We start from the raw sequence: 20406 nt of genomic DNA, 5'->3' as shown, positions 1-20406 counted from the left end.
CCGGCGCTCCGCCCTTGCCGCATGTGGCCGCTTCAGACCGTCGCCGCGCCTCCCAGAATGACCGTGCTCTGGCTGGACAAGGTCCCGCCGTTGCCATGCGCGATGGCCGTCTCGCAGCCCGCCACCTGGCGCCTGCCCGCTTCGCCGCGCACTTGGCGCACGGCCTCCATCAGCACGAACACCCCATACATGCCGGGATGGCAGTACGACAACCCGCCGCCGTTGGTATTGACGGGCAGGCTGCCGCCCGGCGCAATCGCCCCGTCCGCCACGAAGCGGCCGCCCTCGCCCTTGGGGCAGAAGCCCAGGTCTTCCAGGAACAGCAGCGTGGTGATGGTGAAGGCGTCGTACACCTGGACCGCGTCGATGTCGCGCGGACCGAGGCCGGCCATGGCGTAGGCCGCCGCGCCCGACTGCGCGGCGCCGGTGACCGTGAGGTCAGGCATGCTGGTGATGTGATAGTGGCTGAGGTGTTCGCCCACGCCCAATATGTAGGCGGGCGGCTTGCGCAGGGTGGCCGCCCGTGCGGCCGAGGTCACGATGAGCGCGCCGCCGCCGTCGGTGACCAGGCAGCAGTCGCGCACGGTCAGGGGATGGCTGAGCATGCGCGCGCCCAGGACTTCGTCCACGGTCAGCGGGGTCTTCTCCCACGCAACGGGGTTGAGCAGGGCCCATTGCCGCGCGGCCACCGCGACCTGCGCCAGCTGTTCGCGCGTGGTGCCGTACTGGTGCATGTGGCGCGAGGCCGCCAGCGCGTACGAGCTGGCGGTGTAGATGGGCCGGTAGGGGGCCTCGTAGGGATTGACGTCGGGCGCGGCCACGTTGCTGCGGCCGGCGCTGCGCTGGGTGCTGCCATAGGCGATCAGCGCGACCTCGCACAGGCCGGCCTGGATCGCCAGCTGCGCGTGCGCCACCATGGACATGAAGCTGCATCCGCCTATGTTCGTGCCGTCGTGGTAGCGCGGCGCGATGCCCAGGTATTCGCACAGCGCCAGGGTAGGCATGCGGCTTTGCGAGGTGGTGGCGAACACGCCATCGACGTCGCGCAGCGATAGGCCGCAGTCGCGCAGGGCGCGGGAAGTCGCCTGGCCCATGAGATCCAGCGGCGACAACCCGGCCGCGACTTCGCCCAGGTCCGACTCCGCCACGCCGACGATGGCGCAGGCGCCGCGCTTCAATGCTTGGGAGTTCATGCGGCCTCCGGGCGAAAGACCGGATAGGGAGGCTGCCCATCCTGCGGCTGGTGTACCTGCATGCGCACGCGCAGTCCGATGCGGACCTCTTCGGGCGCCAAGCCTTCGACCCGGCTCATCAGGCGAAAGCCTTCGTCCATGTCGACCAGCACGACGTTGTAGGGCGCTTCGCCGCGAGGACTGATGACCGTGACGGCATGGATGGTGCCCTTGCCCGTGCTGACGCGCCATTGCAGGTCGTCATTGCCGGTGCCCGGGCCGATGACGCGCGGATGGAACACGGGCCGGCCGCTGGCCGGGTCGTACTGATAGGCCAGTTCGCCGCGGGAAAGGTGGTCGCGGAAGATGGCCAGCGGCGAGGCCGGCGCTGCGGAGGCGGAGGTACGGGAATCCATGGTCTCAATGGAAAGCGGGATGTCGGGGCGCGGGCATCACACGATGCCATCGCGGCGGTAGGCGGCGATGTCTTTTTCGCTGCAGCCCAGAAGCTCCCGCAGCACGGCGTCGGTGGAGTCGCCCAGCACGGGCGGCGGCCGGTCGTAGGCCGGCGGGGTGCCGCGCAGCCGCAGCGGGCTGGCGATGGTCGACACGATGCCGCCGTCGGCCTTGGGCATGTCCACGCGCAGCCCGCGATGCCGCACCTGGGCGTCCTCGAACACCTGGGCGTAGTCGTTGATCGGGCCGCAGGGCACGCCGTGGGCCTCCAGCCGCGCGATCCATTCGTCGCGCGGCCGGGCCAGCATGGTGCGGGCCAGCTCGGGCACCAGTTCCTGCCGGCCGACGATGCGGCCGGTCACCTTCTTCCAGCGTTCGTTGCCGGCCAGGTCCGGGCGTTCGATGGCGGCGCAGTATTGCTGCCACTGCTTGTCGTTGCCCACCGCGACCACGATCTCGCCGTCGGCCACCGCGAACACCTGGTAGGGCACGAGGCTGGCGTGGGCGTTGCCGTAACGGTGCGGGACCTTGCCGTTGGCGAAGTAGCCCGTGACCTGGTTGCCCCCCAGGGCCACGATGCAGTCCAGCAGCGCCATGTCGATGTACTGGCCGCGGTCCGATACGGTGCGATGCTGCAAGGCGGACAGGATGGCGATGGTGGCGTACATGCCGGTCATCACGTCGGCGATCGCGACGCCGACCTTCTGCGGCCCGCCGCCCGGCAGCTGGTCGTTCTCGCCGGTAATGCTCATCAGGCCGCCCTGCGCCTGGAACACGAAATCGTAGCCCGGCTTGTGGGCGCTGGGGCCGTCCTGCCCGTAGCCCGTGATGGAGCAATAGACCAGGCGCGGGTTGATGCGCGACAGGCTGTCGTAGTCCAGCCCGTAGCGTTTCAGGTCGCCGATCTTGTAGTTCTCGACCACCACGTCGGACCGCTCCGCCAGCCGCCGCACCAGCGCCTGCCCCTCGGGCCGCGCGATGTCCACGGTGATGGATTTCTTGCCGCGGTTGGCGGCGGCGTAGTAGGTGGAGTCGGTGGTGTCCGCGCCCTGGGCGTCGCGCACCCACGGCGGCCCCCAGGCGCGGGTGTCGTCGCCGGTGCCGGGGCGTTCCACCTTGATGACTTCGGCGCCCATGTCGGCCAGGTTCTGCGTGCACCAGGGTCCGGCCAGGATGCGCGACAGGTCCAGGACGCGAATGTGCGACAGCGCGCCGGTCTGGCCGCCCATGGCGGCCCGTGTGGTTTCGGAAGACATGTCGGAATCAGTCGATCTTGATGTTGGCGTCGGCGATGACCTTGGACCATTTGCTGAGCTCGGCGTCGACGAACGCGGCGAACTCGGGCTGCGTCATGGTGCCCGGCTCGGCGCCCTGCGCCGCGAACTCCTTGCGCACCGCGGCGCTGGACAAGGCCTTGCGCACGTCGGCCGACAGCCGGTTCGCCAGCTCGGGCGACATGCGGCCGGGACCGTACAGGCCGAACCAGGCGGTGGCCTCGAAACCCTTCACGCCCGCCTCGTCGATGGTGGGGACGTCCGGCAGCGCCGGCGAACGCTTGAGCGAGGTCACGCCCAGGGCCCGCAGGCGGCCGGACTTGATGTGCTGGATCACGCCCGGCACCGAGTCGAACATCACGGGGATCTGTCCGCCCAAGAGGTCGTTCAGCGCCGGCGCCGCGCCCTTGTAGGGGATGTGCGTCATCTGGATGCCGGTCATGGACTTGAACAGCTCGCCCGACAGGTGATTGGCGCCGCCGGTGCCGGCCGAACCGAAGTCCACCTTGCCGGGATGCTGCCTGGCGTAGGCGATCAGCTCCTGCACCGTGCGCACCGGGAAGGCGTGGTTCACCACCAGCACGTTGGGCACGGCCGCGACCTGGGCGATGGGCGTGAAGTCCGTGCGCGTGTTGTAGCGCAGGTTCTTGTACAGGCCGGGATTGATGACGTGGTGCGTGGCCGTCAGCATCAGCGTGTAGCCGTCGGGCTGCATGCCCGCCAGTTGCTCCGAGAAGATGGTGCCGCTGGCGCCCGCGCGGTTCTCCACCACGACCGGCTGGCCCCAGTTCTTCTGCAGCTCGGCCGCCAATTGGCGGGCCAGGATGTCGGTGGTGCCGCCCGGGGGGAACGGCACGACGATCCTGACCGGCTGGGTGGGAAAGTTCTGGGCGTGGGCCAGGGCGGGCAGTGCCATGCCCGCCGCGCTGGCCAGCACGGCAAGGGCACGCTGGATGCGCATCGTCATGTCGTCTCCTTTCTTCTATCGTTCGGAAGCGCTCAGGCCGCGCCCAGTTCGTGCGGGAACTCGACCATGGCCTCGCCCGCGGCGACGATCTCGCCGCGCTGGTTCGCCACCTGCACCTCCAGCGTGGCCCAGCGGCTTTTCTTCGTGGCCTGCACGGCCGACACCTTGGCGGTGGGCGTGATGGTGTCGCCCGGCTTGACGGGAATCTTCCAGCGCGTCTCGAGCCGGCGCTGCATGCCGCCCAGCGGATAGAGCCAGTCGGTCAGCATCTTCGTGATGACGCCGAAGTTGTTCATGCCGTGCATGATGATTCCGCCGAAGTTGGTGCGGCCGAAATCACCCTTCATGTATTCGTCGTCCCAGTGCAGCGGGTTGTAGTCCAGCGAGGCCTCGCAGAAATCGCGGATGGTTTCGCGGGTAGGGGAGAAAGGCGTGCCCTCGATGGTCAGGCCGGGCTTCAGGGTGTCGAATGCGTTGCTCATGATTGACCTTCAGAAGGGGCGGATGGTCCAGCCGCGGCCGGAACAGATGACTTCGTCGCGCTGGTTGAAGAACACGTTGTCGTGCACGACGAACAGGCGGTTCTTCCGGATGAACTTGTCCAGCGCGCGCGCCTCGAGCCGGATGACGTCGCCGGGCCGCGCCGGCTGGTTGTAGCTCCACGACTGGCCGGCGTTGACGGTGCCGGGGCTGCGCATCCAGTCGTCGGTGGGCGTGCACGCGAACATCAGCAGGATGTGGATGGCCGGGGGGGCGATCAGGCCCTTGTAGGGGCTGTTGCGCGCATACTCCTCGTCGAAGTAGAGCGGGTGCATGTCGCCGACCACGCGGCAGTATTTCTGGATCGCTTCCAGCGTCAGCGTGTAGGGCAGGGTCTTGCGCGGTTCGCCGGGGACGATGTCGTCCCAGGTCTTGCGCAATTGCTCGTCTTTCCAGAAATCGGTCTCGAAGCTTGTCTCGGTTGCCATGGAAGTCCATTGAGAGGTGTTGACCTGCGGCCTGGATCTGCTAGAATGACCGCTTAGCGGATATAAGTATCCGCTCTATGACCATTATTTGGATTCCGGCCTGCGCTGTCAAGGCCGTGGAGGACCCATGGCGACCCCAGAAAGCGAATCGTTCGTCCGCACCTTCGCCCGCGGCCTGGCCGTGATCGAGGCCATGGGCCACGGCGCGCATCGGAAAAACCTGGCGGAAATCGCCGAAGAAGTGGACCTGCCGCGCACCGCGGTGCGGCGTTTCCTGCTGACCCTGATCGAGCTCGGCTTCGTGCAGACCGACGGCAAGCGCTACTGGTTGACGCCGCGCGTGCTGCGCCTGGGCCTGTCCTACCTGAACAGCCTGCCCTACTGGCGCCAGGCCCAGCTCAGCCTGGAAGAACTGTGCGGGCGCATCAAGCAATCGTGCGCGCTGTCGGTGCTCGATGGCGAACACATCGTCTACATCCAGCGCCAGCACTCCAAGCGCATCCTGACCATGAGCCCGTCGCTGGGCAGCCGCCTGCCCGCGCACGCGGTGTCGATGGGGCGCATCCTGCTGGCCGGCCTTCCAGACGACGCGCTGGAACAGTATCTGCGAACCGCCACGTTCAAGCGGCTGACCGGCGCCACCGTGGTCGATCCCGACACGCTGCGCGAGCGCATCCTGGCGGCGCGCAAGCAGGGCTACGTCTGGATAGACGGGGAACTGGACGAGGCCATCTGCGGCCTGGCCGTGCCGGTGCGCGACCAGGACGGCAACACCATCGCCGCGATCAACGTCAGCCTGCCGACCGGGCAGGTCACGCAGGAAGAAGCCCTGAAGCTGTACCTGGCCGAGTTGCGGCAGGCCGCCTCGCAGATCCGGGCGGCCACGATGTAGGGCGACGCGGGCTCAGGTCCGCGCCACGCTCCACGACGGCCGTTCGTTCAGCGTCGCGACGTCGAAACCCGCCAGTTGGCGGTACGACTGCTCCACCCGCTCCAGTTCGGCCGCCGCCGAGGCATGGTCGCTGGCGCGCGCCAGGGTGCTGACCCGCTTCATCACATCGCCCGCCATACTGCGGTTGGCCCGCTGCACGGCGGCCACGGCCTCGCGGCGCGCCTGTTCGTAGGCCGACAGCGCGGCGTCCGGACCGGGCTGCATGGCCAGGTGGTAGGCCAGGACCCGCGCGTCGATGATGGCCTGCGATGCGCCATTGGAACCGAAGGGATACATGGCATGGGCCGCGTCGCCCAGCAGCGTGGCCCGCCCGGCCGTCCAGCGCGGCAAGGGATCGATGTCCGCCATCGGATACTCGTAGGCCGCGTCCGTCCGGCGCACCAGCGCCGGGATGTCCAGCCAGTCGAAGTCCCAGTGGGCGACGTGGGCGGCCACCGCCTCGGGAGCGATGGGGCGGTTCCAGTTGCCGAGTTCGCCCGCGGCGCCCGGCTCGGTGGGCCGCACGATCAGCCAGTTCAGCACGCCCGGGCCGATGGGATAGACCACGCAGCGCAGATGCTCGTCGCCCACGATCACCATCGAGCGTCCACCGCGGAAGGCCGGCCCCGGCGCCGCGCCGCGAAACATGGTCCAGCCGTTGGTGGCCAGCGGCGATCCGTGCCCATGCAGCGCGGCGCGCACGGCCGAGCGTATGCCGTCGGCGCCCACCAGCACGTCGGCCTCGAAGACAGCCGTGCCGCCGGCGGCAGGCGACGCCGTCACCCGCACGCCTCCGGCCTCCTGGGCCACGTCCTGCACGCGCTGCCCGGCCATGACCGCCTCCGGGCCCAGGCGCTCGATCACCGCGGCCAGCAGCAGCTCCTGGAGCTTGCCCCGGTGCACCGAATACTGCGGCCACCGGTAGCCGGCCGCGAGGCCCCGCGCCTCGGCGTTGATCAGCCGGCCGCCGCTGTCCACGTAGGCCAGCTCGGACGTGGGGATGCCGAAGGACGCCAGCCGCTCGCCCAGTCCCAGCTCGTCCAGCTCGCGCACGGCGTGCGGCGGCAGGTTGATGCCCACGCCCAATTGCTGGATCCGCCGGGCGGCCTCCAGCACCGTCACGTCGGAGATGCCCGCGGCATGCAGGCTGAGCGCGGCGGTCAACCCGCCTATGCCCGCGCCCGCGATCACGATCTTCATGGTGCCATTCCTCCTGGCGCGGTCAGGGCTGGCGCATCAGCTTGGCATGCTCGACCAGCTTGCGTTCCGAGACGTAGTAGCTGGCGGCGAACTTGCCATAGTCGGCGGGCGGACTGAACCAGTAGGTCTGCCCGAGCTTCTCCAGCAGCTTGGCGTACTCCGGGTCGTCCACCGCCGCCTTGAAGGCGGCCGCCAGTTTCTGCACCACGTCCGGCGGCATGCCCTTGGGCCCGATCAATCCATAGGGCGCGGAATTGGCGATGTCGTAGCCCAGGCTGCGGGCGGTAGGCAGGTCCGACAGCAGCGGCGTCGGCTCCGCGTCGAACGACATCAGCAGCCGCAGCGCGCCCGACTGCACGTGCGGCAGCAGGCTGCCCACCGCGTCCACCGCCGCCACCGTCTGGCCGCCCAGCAGGCTGACGGCGGCTTCGCTGCTGCTCTTGTAGCCGACGTGGGTCAGCTCGACGCCGGCAGCGGCGGCGAAGGCCTCGGTCAGCAGATGCATGCTGGTGCCCGCGCCGGCGGTCGCCACCGACACTTTGCCCGGATTGGCCTTGGCGTACCGCACCAGGTCGGCCGCCGTCCGGTACGGGGAATCCGCCTTCACCGCCAGCACGAAGGTATAGCCGCCCAGCCCCGCGATCCAGGTGAAGTCGCGGATCGGGTCCCAGTCCACCTTCTGCATGTACGGGACGCGGAACATGCCGGCCGTGGCCGAGGCGATGGTATAGCCGTCGGGCTTGTCCTGCCTGGCCATGGTGGAGGCGGCCAGCGTGGCGCCGACGCCCGGCTTGTTCTCGACGATGATGGGCTGGCCGAGATGGCGCGCCGCCAGTTCGGCCAGCTTGCGGAAGGTCAGGTCGGTGGGGCCGCCCGGACCGAAGCCGACCAGCAGGCGTATCGGCCGGTTCGGATAGTCCTGCTGGGCGGCCGCTGCGGGCTGGGGCGCGGCGGGTAGCAGCAGGGCCAGGGCGAGCGCCCAGGTCCCGCGGAAAAAGCATTTCATCGATGGTCTCCTTTGTTATCCGCTTAGCGGTTATTAATGACCGCTTATCGACCATAGTGCGGCAAAGGAAGAAACCGTGTCAAGAAATGGCGGTGGCGCCCGGTCGTCCACCGGCGGGTGGGCCCGAGTCCGATTCCATTTAAGTATACGTATAACTGTACTTATTATTAATTCCTTAAAAATCATCGTCTTATAAATTATATTGATTTGATATTTCCGTATTGATATAGTCGCTCCACGTTTTCATGACATGGGCCCCAACGGTCCGCACATCGTTCAGGGGCCCTCTCATGCGTTGCCTTCGCCGTCTTGCCCTCGCCGCCGCCACCGCGGCCTGTCTGCTGCCCTGGGCGGCCCACGCCCAGGGCGAGGCCTGGCCCAGCCGGCCCTTGACCTTGATCGTCTCGTCGGGCCCCGGCGCCGGCGTCGATACCTTCGCCCGCGTCCTGGCCGAGCGCCTGCAGCCCCGCCTGGGGCAGAGCGTCATCGTCGAGAACCGGCCCGGCGCCTCCGGCATGATCGCGGCGCGCCAGGCGGCGCGGTCCGCGCCCGACGGCTACACGCTGTTCCTGATGCCCAACACGCTGGTCATCGCGCCCTACGTGCTGGCGCAGAACGCCGCCACGGTCGACGTCACGAAGGAACTGGCGCCGGTGGTGATGCCGGTCTCGACCATGATGGTCATGGCGGTCAACGGCAAGTTCGCCGACAGCCACGGCATCAGGACGGTGAAGGATTTCATCGCCGTGGCGAAGAAAGATCCCGGCTTCGCCTACTCCGGCGGCGACAACGGCTCGCCGATGAACGTGATGGGCGAGCAGTTCCGCAAGGAGTCCGGGCTGGAACTGACCAGCGTCCCGTACGGCGGCGTGGCCAAGATGGTGACGGCGCTGCTGGGCGGACAGGTCAACATGGCCTGGATGCCCACCTCGGGCAACACCCAGTACTTCCGCGACGGCATGCTGCGCGCCCTGGCCACGTCCTCGCCCCGGCGCTCGCCGCAGATGCCCGACGTGCCGGCGATGGCCGAGCTCGGCTATCGCGACGTACAGGCCACCGCATGGTTCGGCATCCTGGCGCCGCTGGGCACGCCGGCGCCCGTCATTGCCCGGCTCAACCAGGAAATCAATGCCGTGCTGAAGGAGCCGGCGATGCGCGCCCGGCTCGACCAGCTCGGCTACCAGCCCGAAGGCGGCGCGCCGGAGGCCTTGAGCCGGCAGATGCGCGAGGACGACGAGCGTTATCGCCGACTGACCGCCGACCTGAAGATCCGCGCCAACTGATCGCGCCTCGCCGCAAGGAGCAACCGTTGTCCGCGCCTCCCTTGAAACTCAGCATGACCTGCGGTCCCTACGACCGCGCCCAGGCCCTGATCGACGGCACCGTGCGTCCGCGGGGCATCGAACTCGACATCACCGTCAACGACGACGACGTCAGCCGCCAGTCGCAAAGCGCGCGCGGCCTGTTCGACGTCGCGGAGTTCTTCACCGGCACCTACATCGCCGACCTGCCGCGCCGCAGCCTGGGCTTCACCGCGCTGCCGATCTTCGTCAAGCGCATGTTCCGGCACTCGTACATCTACATCAACCGGCGCAGCGGCGTCACCCAGCCTTCCGACCTGAACGGCCGCCGCGTGGGCGTGCAGACCTGGGCCACCAGCGCCGCGCTGTGGGCCAAGGGCATCCTGGAAGAAGACTACGGCGTCGACCTGTCGTCCATCACCTGGGTGGCCTGGCAACCGGTGCGGCTGCCGGACTGGACGCCACCGCCGTGGCTGAAGATGGAGATCGCGCCGGCCGGGTCCTCGCAGTACGACCTGCTGGCCTCGAACGCGATCGACGCGGGCATCACCACCGAGGTGTGGGCGCCGAACGTCCATCCCGACATCGATTTCCTGTTCCCCGACCACGGCGCCGAGGAACGCGCCTATTTCGCCCGCACGCGCTGCTTTCCCATCATGCACACGCTGCTGGTGCGCACCAGCATTCTCGAAGCCCATCCGTGGGTGGCGCAAAGCCTGTACGACGCCTGGGAAGCATCCAAGCAGGCCTGCTACCGCAAGCAGGAGGAATGGGCGCGCATCCACACCACCTCGCTGTGGTATCGCGCGCTGTGGGAAGAGGAACGCCGCGCGGCGGGGCCCGACATCTACCCGTGGGGCTTCGCCAGGACCCGCCACGAAGTGGACCGCATGCTGGCCTACGCCCACAGGCAGGGCCTGACGCCGCGCAAGTACGAGCCGGAAGAGATGTTCTGGCCCTCGATGCTGCAGACCTGAGGCCGGCGCCTCAGTCCGCCGTGATGCCGGCGCTGCGGACGATGGGCGCGTAGGTGTCCAGGTCTCGCTTGACCACCTTGGCCAGCGTTGCCGGCGGCCCGCCGACCAGGATCTGGCTGGCGCCTTCCAGCCGCTGTTTGACGTCGGGCAGGGCCAGGATCGCGTTGATCTCGCGGTTGAGCCTGTCGACGACGGGAGCCGGCGTGCCGCGCGGCGCGAACAGCCCCGTCCACACCCCCACCACCATGCGCGGATAGCCTTGCTCGCGCAGCGGCACGACCTCGGGCGCCGAGGCCAGCCGTTCCTCGTCCAGGCCGCCCAGCACGGTCAGCGCGCCGGCCTTCACGTGCTGGGCGACGTTGCCGTAGGGCACGAAGATCAGGTCGACGTGCCCCCCCAGCGTGTCGTTCAGCGCCGGGGCCAGCCCCTTGTACGACACGAAGGACATGTCGATGCCGGCCATCTGCTTGAGCATTTCGCCGGCCACGTGCTGCGGCGAGCCATTGGCCGAACCGGTGTAGGTCAGGCCGGGATGGGCCTTGGCATAGGTGACCAGCTCGGGCAGGTTCTTCACGCCCAGGCGCGGATGCGCCGCCAGCACCATCAGCGTCTTGGCCGGCAGTATCACCGGCGCGAAGTCGGCCTGCACGTCGAAGGTCACGACCCCCTTGGGCAGCACCAGCGGCGACAGCACGAAGGTATTGGGCGTCATCATCAGCGTATGGCCGTCGGGCGCCGCGCGGGCAACGTGCGCGGCGCCTATGGTGCCGCTCGCGCCGGGGCGGTTCTCGACCACGACGGTCTGGCCCAGGCGCTGGCCCAGCTTGTCGCCGATCACGCGGGCCAGCATGTCCGGGCTGCCGCCGGGCGGGAAGGGAACGACGATGGTGATGGGCCGCGACGGATAGTCGGCGTCGGCCGCATGGGCGGCCGCCATCGGCAGGCAGGCGGCGCAGGACAGCAGGAGTGCGGCAAGGGTCTTCATACGGAACATCCTGAACGAGAGTGGAAACGCCGCGCTAGGCGACGCGCGTACCGCTGGCCGACACCCCGCCGTCCACGGGCAGCACGGCACCCGTGATGAACGAGGCTTCGTCGGAAGCCAGCCACAACACCGGCGCCGCGATCTCGGCCGGTTCGCCCCAGCGGGCGATGGGCGCGGGCACGAAGCCGCGGTCCTTCAATTCGGCCTCGGACAGGCCGCGCGCGGCCGCGCGGCCCAGCGTGAATCCGGTCAGCACCGATCCCGGGCACACGGCGTTCGCGCGTACGCCGTACCGGGCTTCCTCGATGGCCAGCACGCGGGTGGCCGCGACCATCGCCGCCTTGGTGACGTCGTACTGGCCCATGCCGGCCCGGCCGCAGATGCCGAAGGTGGAGGCGACGTTGACCACCGCGCCGCGCCCCGACCTGCGCAGCCAGGGCAGGGCGAGCGCGGTGACCAGGCCGGCGCCGATCACGTTGACGGCCAGGATGCGCTGCCAGGATGCGGCGTCGGCATCGGCCAGGCGATGGTATTCGCGCGTGGCGGCATTGTTGACCAGGATGTCGAGCGCGTCGCCGTGCGCGCGGATGGCGTCGCCCAGGCGCGCCACCCGGGCCTCATCGGCGATGTCGCACGTCGCGGTGGCGATGCGGTCCCGCCCCAGGCGGGCCACGCCCGCCGCGAGCGCGTCGGCGTCGCGATCCACCAGGAGCACGCGCGCGCCTTCGTCCGCGAACAGCGAGGCTATGGCCTGGCCGATGCCGCCCGCGCCGCCGGTAATCAATGCCGTCTTGCCTTCGAGCCGGTGGCCCATGCTGACTCCTAGACGGGATAGGCCAGCGAACCGGCCGGGTTGTCGATGCGTTCGCCGTGCTCGGCCTGCGACACGAAGGCGGTGCGCAGCAAGCGGCGCACCTTGATCACGTCTTCGTCGGGGGCCAGCAGGTATTCGCGCGAGCGCGCCTCGATCAGGTCGCCTTGCGCCTCGGCGGCGAAGGCATCCTCGGTATTGACGAGCTCCAGCCGCGGCAGCGCCACCTCGTTGAACAGGCGCGTGGCGGCGGCGCGTTCGGCCTCGGTCCGGGCGTGCCAGGACAGGAAGCGGACCACCGTCGTGTGCTGGGCGTCCTGCGGGAATTGCCACAGCCGCGACGCGTAGGGCGCGGCGCCCGGCGCCGGCACGATGGGATTGGTGGTCAGACAGGGCAGGCAGAAACGCTGGCCCTTGACGTCGACCGTGAAGTGGCCGTGATTGATCGGCTTGCCTTCCAGGTCGACCGACACGCCGCGCACACCGTGCGAGGTACGGATGATCTTGATGCGGCGGTCTTCCAGCGGCACCTCGTTACTGCCCGGCTTGCGCTCGGCGCGGTGCACGGCCTGCGAATCGGTGTGCAGCACGACGGCGTGGAAACCGTCGCTGCCGTCGATGGCCAGCAGCCAGTTGGCGTTCCAGGTGGAGGTGGGCAGCCGGAAGCAGATGAACTCATCGGGCTTGAGCAGTTCCTCGGGAACCTGGGTCTCGAGCGGCGGCGGCGGAAAGCGGACCGGGTCGCCCAGGTAGGCCCAGATATAGCCTCCCAGTTCCCGCGCCGGATACGCGGGCACGGCCAGCCGGTCGTGGTGGGGAGTGTGCGCGGTCTCCCAGGGGATGAGCGTGCAGCGGCCTTCGCCATCGAAGCGCAGCCCGTGCATCAGGCACTGCAGGTCTCCATCCATGACGCGGCCGACCGACAGGCGGATGCTGCGATGCGGGCAACGGTCGCGCACGACGTTCGGCCGGCCGTCGGCGCCGCGCCACGCGGCAAGTTTTTCGCCCAGCACCTTCAGGCCCACCGGCTTGTCGGCGGGCAACTCTTCCGATTGCAGGATCGGATACCAGTAATTGCGCAGCCCGGAAGGCAAGCCCTCCGGAATCAGCTGGACCAGTTCCTTGACCACGGTGCCACTCATTTCCATCCCCTTGGGTTCCAAGCATGCGGACACTATAAGAAGATGGAAATATCATGTCAAATATCGATGCTTATAAAATACAATGCATTGTTTTTAAATCATTTTTTTATTTGTGTACATATAAGCACACATATAATCAGGCCAACTCATCCGACCGGTGTGGTAACGTTGCCGCCGAGGAGATTCCATGCAGCCCGAACCCGACCACGAACTGCCGGCCCAGGCCGGCTCTACGCGCGACGAGCCCGATCCGCTGCTGGTCATGTACAGCATGCCGGGGCACCTGATCCGGCGCGCCAAGCAGAAGACCACGCTGGCCTTCGCGCCCATCACCCGGCGCTTCAACCTCACGCCCATCCAGTACGTCGTGCTCAAGACGATCTCGATCCGGCCTGGCGTGGATCAGGCCGAACTGGGCGACATCGTGGGACTCGATACCTCGACCACCGGACAGGTGGCCGCCCGGCTGGAGCAACGCTCGCTGATCGTGCGCCGGCCCGACGGCCGGCGCCAGCGCGTCGAGGCCTCGGCCGAAGGCCTGGCGCTGCTCGAACAGCTGGGCCCCATGCTCGAGGACATCCAGGACGAAATCGTCCAGCCGCTGACGGCCAAGGAAAGACAGCAGCTGCTGCGGCTGCTGTCCAAGATGCTGGGCGTGGCCACCCTGTACTACCAGCCCAGGCCACGCGGACGGCGGCGCGCGCCGCGCGATCCGGACCCGGCCGGCTGACGCGCCGCGATGGCCCCGCCCCGGGTCATCGCATGGCGGTCACTCTATCGTCACGCCCGTCCGGGCGATGATGTCCTTCCAGGCCCTGGCCTCGTTCCGCATGCGGTCGGCGAACTGCGCAGGCGAATTCGCCACCGGCAGCGTGCCCTGCTCAACGAACTTGCGCTGCACGTCCGGATCCCCCACCGCCGCGCGAAAGGCGCCGGCCAGCCGCTCGACGATGGCCGGATCGGTGCCGCGCGGCGCCGCGATGCCCCACCAGTTGGCCAGGATGACGCCCGGCGGCAGGCCGACCTCGGCCGTGGTCGGCACCTGCGGCAGGGCCGGCAGCCGCTGGTCGGCGGCCACCGCCACGGCGCGGATGCGCCCCGCCGCGATCTGCCCGGCGACGATGCCGTAGCTGGCGATCAGCAATTGCACGTCATTGGCGACCAGCGCCTGCACCCCGGGCTGCGAACCCTTGTAGGGTACGTGGACCATGCGCGCGTCCAACTGATCGGACAGCATCAGCGCGGACACGTGCGGCACGGTACCCGCGCCTGGCGATCCGTAGTTCAGCTTGCCCGGGTGGGCCTTGGCATAGTCGGCGAAACCGGCGTAGTCGCGGGCCGGCAATGCGCCCGTGATCGTGACCAGATAGGGCTGCTCGACCAGCAGGCTGACCGGCGTCAGCGCCGCCAGCGGATCGAAGCCCATCTTGGGGAACAGGAACTGGTTGATGACGAAGTTGTTCGTCGGCCCCATCAGCAGCGTATAGCCATCGGGCGCGGCGTTGACCACGTCCAGCGTGCCGATGTTGCCCGCCGCGCCGGCCTTGTAGTCGATGATGACGGGCTGCCCGAGCTGCTTCTCCAGGGCCTGCTGCAGGTTGCGCAGCACCAGGTCTCCGCCGCCGCCGGGCGGATAGGGCAGGACGATCTTGACCGGCCGCTCGGGATAGGCGGAGAAGGCGGCGGCGGCGAACGACAGGCTGGCGATGGCCAGGACCACACGGCATCCACTGCATGGCTTGCTCATAAGAACTCCCATGAACGTAAGGAAACCCTGGCCGGCCGGAACCTAGGCCAGGTCGAAGCGCTGTCCCCGGTTCTGCTTGTCGGCGCGCCGGTAGATGTCCCACGCCAGCGCCACGTCTATGCTGCCTATGCCGGTCATGAAAGCCATGACCCGATCCGTCGCGGCGGCCCGTCCCGGGGCGCGGCCGCTCACGATGTCCTGCATGCCGATGCCGCGGGCATCGTCGATGGCCAGCCCCGGCCGGTAGCGCTCGAAGGCGCGCGCCAGGTTGTCCCGGTGGTCGCACACCACGCGGTCGGCCCGTTCATAAGTGGCGTCGTCCCACGAGCCCGTGATGTCGAGCGGGATCAGCACCGTGCCCGGCGACCACCACTCGGCCGCGATGGGGTGCGTCTGGAGCTTGGGTACGGAAGACACCACGATGTCCATGTCCTGCACGGCCTGCCGGATCTCGTCCACCGGCGTCAGCGTCCACGGCCCCCGGCCCGCCATGCGCGCGCAGAAGTCCGCCCGCGAGGCGGGGCGCTGCGAAGCCACGAACACTTCCGCGATCGAGGGAAACAGCGCCGCCAGGCAGCGCAGGGACCACTCGCCCAGGCCGCCGCAGCCCACCAGGCCGACGCGGCGCGGCGCCGGGTTCGCGCAATACCTGGCCGCCAGCGCGGCGCAGGCGCCGGTGCGGGCGTAGGTGATCCACATCCCTTCCATGATGGCCACCGGCACGCCGGTGACCGGATCGTTCAGCACGATCAGCGCGCTGGAGTCCGGCGCGCCATGCCGGGCATTGCCCGGAAAGAACGACACCCACTTCATGCCCAGCGCCTGCTGCCCCGCCACCCAGGCGGGCATGGCGTGCAGGAAGCTGGACGGCCCGTGCGGATGCAGCGCGACCTTGGCCGGCACCTCGACCTCGCCTGCCGCGTCGCGGCGGTAGGTGTCCTCGACGACACGGATGACATCGGCCAGCGGCGGCGCACAGCGCGCGACGTCGGCGGCGGACAGCAGGAGCGGTCGTATGGCGGCGGGCATGTCGGTCTCCATCGAAGCCTGTGGGTTCGCTAGGAAATGACGTGCAGCCGCCAGTCCAGGGAGCCCGAGATGATCTCGCACCCCCGCGCGCGCACGATCACGTGCTCTTCGGCGTTCAGCAGCCCTTCCTGCGTCTCGATCTTGGGTTCCGGCGTGATGCTCATGCCTTCCTGGAACACGTGCGCATCGAACGCGTTGATGTAGGGCGGCTCGTTGACCAGCCCGATGCCGTGGCCGATGCGCTTGGCGGGGTGGTCCGAATAGTTGGTCCAGCCGGTCCGGGCCAGCAGCGACTGCGAGTACTCGAACACCGACGCGGTCGTGACGCCGGGCCGGATCTTCTCCATCACCTGGAAAAGGATTTCCCACATGCCGTCATGCTCGCCCTGCTGGCGCGCGCTGGGCGCGCCGAACACCGCGCGCCGCGTGATGTCCATCTTGTAGCCGTTCACGCTGCAGCCGCCGTCCAGGTAAAGAATGTCCCCGCGCCGGAAGGCGCCGCCGGGTCCCGTGGCGCCCAGCGCGACCGGCGGCCCGGAATCCAGGTCCGCGCCCAGTTCGGCGTACAGGGCCATGATGCGCTGCTGGACCGCGCGCTGCGTCACGCCCTCGTTCAAGGATCCCAGGCATTGCGCCCAGGCCCGCGATCCGATCGCGCATGCCTGTCGCAGCTGCTCGATCTCCCATTCGGACTTGATCATGCGGCAGGCCCAGATCACCGGCGAGGAATCGACCCAGCGTATGCCGGGCAATTCGCCGCGCAGGCGGTCGAGGTCCGCCAGCCCCAGGCCCAGCCGGGGTTCGTTGCCCAGCTCGATGCCCAGCCGCGCGGCGTGCAGCCCGCGTTCGGCCAGGATGTCGCGCAGTCCCCAGTCGGTGGCCGGCTCACGGTCGAACGGCATCTCGGGGTAGATGCGCCGGTCGGCCACGCAGGGATGGCCCGGCCGGCGATACAGGCGCGCGAACATGTCCGGACCGCTCCAGTTCACCAGGGCCGGTTCGCCCTCGGCCGGCAGCACGAAGGCCGCCGGGCGGCCGGGGCTGGCCTTCTCGCCGGTGAAGTAATAGAAACCCACGGGGTCGGTAACCACCAGCCCGTCCATGCCGGCGCGCGCCATTTCCGCCCGCGCGCGGGCCATCCTCGCTTCGAACTCCTGCCGTGGCACGCTCACTGTTCGCTCCTCCTGTCGCCGCGCCGCGTCCCTTGGAAGCGTGCGACGCGGTAGTCAAAAGCCGACGGCCGCGCCGTCCTTGCGATGGTCCGATCCCGCCACGTAGCCGTCGCTGCCGCGCAGGATCAATTGCGCGCCGCCGAACGCGAAGGCCGCCTGCGGCGATTCCTGCCGCACTTCGTGGCCAAGCGCCAGCAGGCCCGCCACGCTGGATTCCGGCATACCGGCCTCGACCAGCACCTTGCGTCCCGACACCACCTGCCAGCGCGGCGCGTCGGACGCGGCCTGCGGGTTCTGGCCGTACAGCTGCGTGCGCACGGCCAGTTGCAGATGCCCTTGCGCCTGCATCGGCCCCCCCATCACGCCGAAGCTCATCGCGGGCTGGCCCGCGCGCATCGCGAAGCCGGGGATGATGGTGTGCAGCGGCAGCCGCCGCGACCCCACCAGGTTGGGATGCCCGGGCCGCAGCGAGAAGCCCATGCCGCGGTTCTGCAGGCTGATGCCGGTGCCGGGCACGACCACGCCCGAACCGAAGCCCTCGTAGTTGGACTGGATGAACGAGACCATCATGCCCGCCGCGTCGGCGGCGGCCAGATAAACCGTGCCGCCCTGGCGCGGCGCGCCCGCGCCGAAATCGCCGGCGCGCGCCGGATCGATCAGCGCCGCGCGCGCATCCAGATAGTCATCCGCCAGCAGGGACTTCGGGTCGACCTGCATACCGGCCGGATCGCCGACGAAGGCCTCGACGTCGGCGAACGCCAGCTTCATCGCCTCGATCTGCAGGTGCATGGCCTCGACGCTGTCGACCGCGTGTCGCCGCAGGTCGTGGCGCGCCAGGATGCCCAGCGCGATCAGCGTGGCGATGCCCTGCGTATTGGGCGGAATCTCGTGCACGTCGACGTTGCCGATGCGCTGCGACAGCGTGCCGCACCAGTGCGCCTCGTGCGCCGCCAGGTCGTCCCGCGTCATCGCGCCGCCATGGCGCGCGGCATGCGCGACCAGGGCCTCGGCCAGCGCGCCCCGGTAGAAGGCCTCGCCGCCGGTGGCGGCGATGGCTTCCAGCGTGCCGGCCAGCGGCGCATTGCGAAAGGTCTCGCCGGCAGCCGGTGCACGCCCCCCGGGCAGGAAGGCATCGGCAAAGCCCGGCTGGTCGGCATAGTTGGGCGCGATGCGATGCCACAGCGCGGCGATCAGCGGACTGACCGCGAACCCCCGCCGGGCGTAGTCCACGGCCGGTTCGAACAAGCGCTCGAAAGGCAGCGCGCCGAAGCGCCGGCTCAGCGCTACCCACGATGACACCGCGCCCGGCACCGTGACGCTGTCCCAGCCACGGCGCGGCATGGTCTCGCGCCCGGCGAAACGCGCCGCATCCCAGGCGGCCGGCGCGCGCCCGCTGGCGTTCAGGCCGTGCAGGCTCGCGCCGTCCCAGACAATCGCGAAGGCATCGCTGCCCACGCCGTTGGCGGTGGGCTCGACCACCGTGGACGCGATGGCGGCCGCGACCGCCGCATCGACGGCGTTGCCGCCTTGCAGCAGCATGCGCAGCCCGGCCTGCGCCGCCAGCGGCTGCGAGGCGCACACCACGTTGCGCGCCAGCACCGGCGAACGCTGCGACGGATAGGGCAATGCGTAGTCGAGATCCATGGCGCTCAGGCGGGAACGCGGGACACCGGGGTCACCCAATGCACGTAGCGTTCGTCGCGTCCGCGCACGGCATCGAAATACAGCGACTGCAGCCGCCGCGTCACCGGCCCGGGCACGCCCTGGCCGATGGGCCGGTCGTCCAGCGCCACCACCGGCGTGACCTCGGCCCCGGTGCCCACGAAGAAAGCCTCGTCGGCGATGTACATGGCGTCGCGGGTGAAGAACTCCTCGCGCACCACCAGGCCCGCGCCACGCGCGAGCTGGATGATGGAGTCGCGGGTGATGCCGTCCAGGATATAGGTCAGCGGCGGCGTGATCAGTTGCCCGTCGCGCACGATGAAGACGTTCTCGACCGAGCCCTCGGCCACGTGCCCCTCGGCGTCCAGCAGCAGCGCCTCGTCGTAGCCGCCGCGCAGCGCATCGGTGCGTGCCATCTGGAACAGCATGTAGTTGCCGCAGGCCTTGGCCTTGGACATGTTCGAATTGATGTGATGCCGCGTATAGGACGAAGTCTTGACCCGTGTGCCCTGCTCCAGCTTACCCTGGCCCAGGTATTCGCCCCAGAACCAGACCGCGATGCCCACGCTGACCTTGCACCCCGTGTAGTTCAGCCCCATGCCGCCGTAGCCGATGTAGGCCACCGGCCGCAGATAGCACTGCGAGTGGCCGCTGGCCGCGACGGTTTCGCGGCAGGCCTCGACGATGGTTTCCCGGGTGTAGGGAATGTCCAGCCCGATGATCTTGGCCGACTTGAACAATCGGTCGATGTGGGCGTCGAGCCGGAATATGGACGTGCCCTGCTCGCCGTCATAGGCGCGTATGCCTTCGAAGACCCCGAACCCATACTGGAAACTGTTGCTGACGAAATGGACGGACGCATCCGCCCAATCCACCAGCTTGCCATCGATCCAGATGGGTGAACCCTGCTCTTCCATGACCGCCTCCTTCCAGGAAAGGCCGACTGCAAGAACTGCTTGAAGGGATTGCCGCTTACTTGATGGGAGAAATCTTCAGGTTGCGCAGCATGCGCTGCAGCGTGGTGCGCAGGATCTCCAGGTCCGCCGGCGGCACGTCGTGCACCGACCACTCGTACTGCGCCGACACCGCCGGCAGCATCGCGTCGAGCAGGTCGCGCCCGGCCTGGGTGATCGAAACGATGACCGCGCGGCCGTCGTCATCGTCCTGCTCGACGGTGACCAGCTCCTGCGCCTCCATCCGGCCGATGGTGCGGCTGAGCGTGGAGGACTCGATCAGCGTCAGCTCGATCAGGTCGCGCATGCGGGCATGGTCGCGGCGGGTAAGCGCGATCAACACCCGGTAGACGCTGGCGGTCTGGTTGAAGGGGCGCAGCGCCTCGGTCAGGCTGATGGCCAGCCGTTCGGACACCTGCCGCAGCAGGTAGGCCGTCTTCTTTTCGCTGCGCTGGTCCGAGAAGGCATCCGGCTCGTCATCGACCGGATCGACCGGCTTGCGGCGGGAGGAACGCGTCGAGCTGGAGGCCATGGCGAAGGAACCGTGATGGTTGCGATGGCCTATTTACTCACAAATAAACTTGCATATGCAAGTTCTTTTACAAGGATATTTTCATTTGATATCGCATGAAAAACGGGAGGCCCACAGCCTC

General features: G+C 68.7%; 21 protein-coding genes. 4 read left to right on the top strand and 17 right to left on the bottom strand.

Features of this window, described 5'->3' with window-relative positions:
- Nucleotides 1-32: 32 nt before the first annotated feature.
- The 6 genes from R4823_RS28250 to R4823_RS28225 are packed head-to-tail and all read right to left on the bottom strand — an operon-like array spanning nucleotide 33 to nucleotide 4837.
- Nucleotides 33-1193 (bottom strand): acetyl-CoA acetyltransferase, encoded by a 1161-nt coding sequence (locus R4823_RS28250; protein ID WP_087839066.1) that lies wholly within the window; start codon nucleotides 1191-1193, stop codon nucleotides 33-35.
- Complete coding sequence (locus R4823_RS28245) at nucleotides 1190-1588, bottom strand: OB-fold domain-containing protein (protein WP_087839067.1); 399 nt, start codon at nucleotides 1586-1588, stop codon at nucleotides 1190-1192. The genes R4823_RS28250 and R4823_RS28245 overlap by 4 nt, the downstream gene beginning before the upstream one ends.
- 36 nt (nucleotides 1589-1624) lie before the next feature.
- Nucleotides 1625-2884 (bottom strand): CaiB/BaiF CoA-transferase family protein, encoded by a 1260-nt coding sequence (locus tag R4823_RS28240; protein WP_254914604.1) that lies wholly within the window; start codon nucleotides 2882-2884, stop codon nucleotides 1625-1627.
- A gap of 7 nt (nucleotides 2885-2891) precedes the next feature.
- Complete coding sequence (locus R4823_RS28235; protein ID WP_217896311.1) at nucleotides 2892-3869, bottom strand: tripartite tricarboxylate transporter substrate binding protein; 978 nt, start codon at nucleotides 3867-3869, stop codon at nucleotides 2892-2894.
- Nucleotides 3870-3901: 32 nt separating this feature from the next.
- Entirely contained in the window at nucleotides 3902-4351 is a 450-nt protein-coding gene (locus R4823_RS28230) for a MaoC family dehydratase (RefSeq protein WP_087839068.1), read from the bottom strand.
- Nucleotides 4352-4360: 9 nt separating this feature from the next.
- Nucleotides 4361-4837, bottom strand: coding sequence for a MaoC family dehydratase (locus R4823_RS28225; RefSeq protein WP_087839069.1), 477 nt, complete (start codon nucleotides 4835-4837; stop codon nucleotides 4361-4363).
- 127 nt (nucleotides 4838-4964) lie between these two features.
- On the opposite strand from R4823_RS28225, the gene R4823_RS28220 reads away from it, so the two are divergent.
- Nucleotides 4965-5729, top strand: coding sequence for an IclR family transcriptional regulator C-terminal domain-containing protein (locus R4823_RS28220; RefSeq protein WP_087839070.1), 765 nt, complete (start codon nucleotides 4965-4967; stop codon nucleotides 5727-5729).
- A 12-nt stretch (nucleotides 5730-5741) separates the two neighbouring features.
- Here R4823_RS28220 and R4823_RS28215 read toward each other — a convergent pair whose 3' ends face one another.
- Nucleotides 5742-6968, bottom strand: coding sequence for an FAD-dependent monooxygenase (locus R4823_RS28215; RefSeq protein WP_087839071.1), 1227 nt, complete (start codon nucleotides 6966-6968; stop codon nucleotides 5742-5744).
- 22 nt (nucleotides 6969-6990) lie between these two features.
- Nucleotides 6991-7974 carry a tripartite tricarboxylate transporter substrate binding protein gene (locus R4823_RS28210; RefSeq protein ID WP_087839072.1) on the bottom strand — a complete coding sequence of 328 codons (984 nt, stop codon included), beginning with the start codon at nucleotides 7972-7974 and terminating at the stop codon, nucleotides 6991-6993.
- A gap of 290 nt (nucleotides 7975-8264) precedes the next feature.
- On the opposite strand from R4823_RS28210, the gene R4823_RS28205 reads away from it, so the two are divergent.
- Both R4823_RS28205 and R4823_RS28200 read left to right on the top strand, forming a co-directional pair.
- Nucleotides 8265-9257, top strand: a complete 993-nt coding sequence (locus R4823_RS28205) for a tripartite tricarboxylate transporter substrate binding protein (protein WP_176400749.1) — start codon at nucleotides 8265-8267, stop codon at nucleotides 9255-9257.
- 26 nt (nucleotides 9258-9283) lie between these two features.
- Nucleotides 9284-10252 (top strand): hypothetical protein, encoded by a 969-nt coding sequence (locus R4823_RS28200; RefSeq protein WP_338616957.1) that lies wholly within the window; start codon nucleotides 9284-9286, stop codon nucleotides 10250-10252.
- 10 nt (nucleotides 10253-10262) lie between these two features.
- Here the strand turns inward: R4823_RS28200 and R4823_RS28195 are convergent, their stop codons facing one another.
- From R4823_RS28195 to R4823_RS28185, 3 genes are read right to left on the bottom strand one after another with little or no spacing between them, the layout of a single operon-like run.
- Nucleotides 10263-11237 (bottom strand): tripartite tricarboxylate transporter substrate binding protein, encoded by a 975-nt coding sequence (locus R4823_RS28195; protein WP_176400750.1) that lies wholly within the window; start codon nucleotides 11235-11237, stop codon nucleotides 10263-10265.
- A 34-nt stretch (nucleotides 11238-11271) separates the two neighbouring features.
- Nucleotides 11272-12051, bottom strand: coding sequence for an SDR family oxidoreductase (locus R4823_RS28190; protein ID WP_087839076.1), 780 nt, complete (start codon nucleotides 12049-12051; stop codon nucleotides 11272-11274).
- Between the two features lie 8 nt (nucleotides 12052-12059).
- Entirely contained in the window at nucleotides 12060-13190 is a 1131-nt protein-coding gene (locus R4823_RS28185; protein WP_338616955.1) for a Rieske 2Fe-2S domain-containing protein, read from the bottom strand.
- A gap of 187 nt (nucleotides 13191-13377) precedes the next feature.
- Between R4823_RS28185 and R4823_RS28180 the strand changes: the two genes are divergently transcribed.
- Nucleotides 13378-13920: a MarR family winged helix-turn-helix transcriptional regulator gene (locus R4823_RS28180; RefSeq protein ID WP_087839078.1), complete on the top strand. Its 543-nt coding sequence runs from the start codon at nucleotides 13378-13380 to the stop codon at nucleotides 13918-13920.
- A 39-nt stretch (nucleotides 13921-13959) separates the two neighbouring features.
- Here the strand turns inward: R4823_RS28180 and R4823_RS28175 are convergent, their stop codons facing one another.
- From R4823_RS28175 to R4823_RS28150, 6 genes are read right to left on the bottom strand one after another with little or no spacing between them, the layout of a single operon-like run.
- The gene (locus R4823_RS28175; protein WP_087839079.1) at nucleotides 13960-14937 is read right to left on the bottom strand and encodes a tripartite tricarboxylate transporter substrate binding protein; all 978 of its coding nucleotides are present in this window, start codon (nucleotides 14935-14937) and stop codon (nucleotides 13960-13962) included.
- Nucleotides 14938-14979: 42 nt separating this feature from the next.
- On the bottom strand, nucleotides 14980-15966 hold the full coding sequence (locus R4823_RS28170) for a hypothetical protein (RefSeq protein WP_338616954.1): 987 nt from the start codon (nucleotides 15964-15966) through the stop codon (nucleotides 14980-14982).
- 29 nt (nucleotides 15967-15995) lie between these two features.
- The gene (locus R4823_RS28165) at nucleotides 15996-17138 is read right to left on the bottom strand and encodes a Xaa-Pro peptidase family protein (RefSeq protein WP_132980185.1); all 1143 of its coding nucleotides are present in this window, start codon (nucleotides 17136-17138) and stop codon (nucleotides 15996-15998) included.
- A gap of 54 nt (nucleotides 17139-17192) precedes the next feature.
- Nucleotides 17193-18782 carry a gamma-glutamyltransferase family protein gene (locus R4823_RS28160; protein ID WP_338616953.1) on the bottom strand — a complete coding sequence of 530 codons (1590 nt, stop codon included), beginning with the start codon at nucleotides 18780-18782 and terminating at the stop codon, nucleotides 17193-17195.
- 5 nt (nucleotides 18783-18787) lie between these two features.
- A complete protein-coding gene (locus tag R4823_RS28155; RefSeq protein ID WP_338616952.1) occupies nucleotides 18788-19717 on the bottom strand; it encodes a branched-chain amino acid transaminase in 930 nt (309 codons plus the stop codon).
- 55 nt (nucleotides 19718-19772) lie between these two features.
- On the bottom strand, nucleotides 19773-20285 hold the full coding sequence (locus R4823_RS28150; protein ID WP_087839084.1) for a MarR family transcriptional regulator: 513 nt from the start codon (nucleotides 20283-20285) through the stop codon (nucleotides 19773-19775).
- Between the last annotated feature and the right edge of the window lie 121 nt (nucleotides 20286-20406).

Origin of the sequence: Pigmentiphaga sp. CHJ604, assembly GCF_036972535.1 — a bacterium.
Lineage (GTDB): Bacteria > Pseudomonadota > Gammaproteobacteria > Burkholderiales > Burkholderiaceae_B > Pigmentiphaga > Pigmentiphaga daeguensis.
The sequence above is the reverse complement of the archived record's forward strand: the minus strand, read 5'-3'. Positions and strand labels throughout refer to the sequence as shown.

Bases quoted from the DNA above. Each gene is read 5' to 3' on its own strand.
- R4823_RS28250 (WP_087839066.1), bottom strand. From the start codon at position 1,193: ATGAACTCCCAAGCATTGAAGCGCGGCGCCTGCGCCATCGTCGGCGTG.
- R4823_RS28245 (WP_087839067.1), bottom strand. From the start codon at position 1,588: ATGGATTCCCGTACCTCCGCCTCCGCAGCGCCGGCCTCGCCGCTGGCC.
- R4823_RS28240 (WP_254914604.1), bottom strand. From the start codon at position 2,884: ATGTCTTCCGAAACCACACGGGCCGCCATGGGCGGCCAGACCGGCGCG.
- R4823_RS28235 (WP_217896311.1), bottom strand. From the start codon at position 3,869: ATGACGATGCGCATCCAGCGTGCCCTTGCCGTGCTGGCCAGCGCGGCG.
- R4823_RS28230 (WP_087839068.1), bottom strand. From the start codon at position 4,351: ATGAGCAACGCATTCGACACCCTGAAGCCCGGCCTGACCATCGAGGGC.
- R4823_RS28225 (WP_087839069.1), bottom strand. From the start codon at position 4,837: ATGGCAACCGAGACAAGCTTCGAGACCGATTTCTGGAAAGACGAGCAA.
- R4823_RS28220 (WP_087839070.1), top strand. From the start codon at position 4,965: ATGGCGACCCCAGAAAGCGAATCGTTCGTCCGCACCTTCGCCCGCGGC.
- R4823_RS28215 (WP_087839071.1), bottom strand. From the start codon at position 6,968: ATGAAGATCGTGATCGCGGGCGCGGGCATAGGCGGGTTGACCGCCGCG.
- R4823_RS28210 (WP_087839072.1), bottom strand. From the start codon at position 7,974: ATGAAATGCTTTTTCCGCGGGACCTGGGCGCTCGCCCTGGCCCTGCTG.
- R4823_RS28205 (WP_176400749.1), top strand. From the start codon at position 8,265: ATGCGTTGCCTTCGCCGTCTTGCCCTCGCCGCCGCCACCGCGGCCTGT.
- R4823_RS28195 (WP_176400750.1), bottom strand. From the start codon at position 11,237: ATGAAGACCCTTGCCGCACTCCTGCTGTCCTGCGCCGCCTGCCTGCCG.
- R4823_RS28190 (WP_087839076.1), bottom strand. From the start codon at position 12,051: ATGGGCCACCGGCTCGAAGGCAAGACGGCATTGATTACCGGCGGCGCG.
- R4823_RS28185 (WP_338616955.1), bottom strand. From the start codon at position 13,190: ATGAGTGGCACCGTGGTCAAGGAACTGGTCCAGCTGATTCCGGAGGGC.
- R4823_RS28180 (WP_087839078.1), top strand. From the start codon at position 13,378: ATGCAGCCCGAACCCGACCACGAACTGCCGGCCCAGGCCGGCTCTACG.
- R4823_RS28175 (WP_087839079.1), bottom strand. From the start codon at position 14,937: ATGAGCAAGCCATGCAGTGGATGCCGTGTGGTCCTGGCCATCGCCAGC.
- R4823_RS28170 (WP_338616954.1), bottom strand. From the start codon at position 15,966: ATGCCCGCCGCCATACGACCGCTCCTGCTGTCCGCCGCCGACGTCGCG.
- R4823_RS28160 (WP_338616953.1), bottom strand. From the start codon at position 18,782: ATGGATCTCGACTACGCATTGCCCTATCCGTCGCAGCGTTCGCCGGTG.
- R4823_RS28155 (WP_338616952.1), bottom strand. From the start codon at position 19,717: ATGGAAGAGCAGGGTTCACCCATCTGGATCGATGGCAAGCTGGTGGAT.
- R4823_RS28150 (WP_087839084.1), bottom strand. From the start codon at position 20,285: ATGGCCTCCAGCTCGACGCGTTCCTCCCGCCGCAAGCCGGTCGATCCG.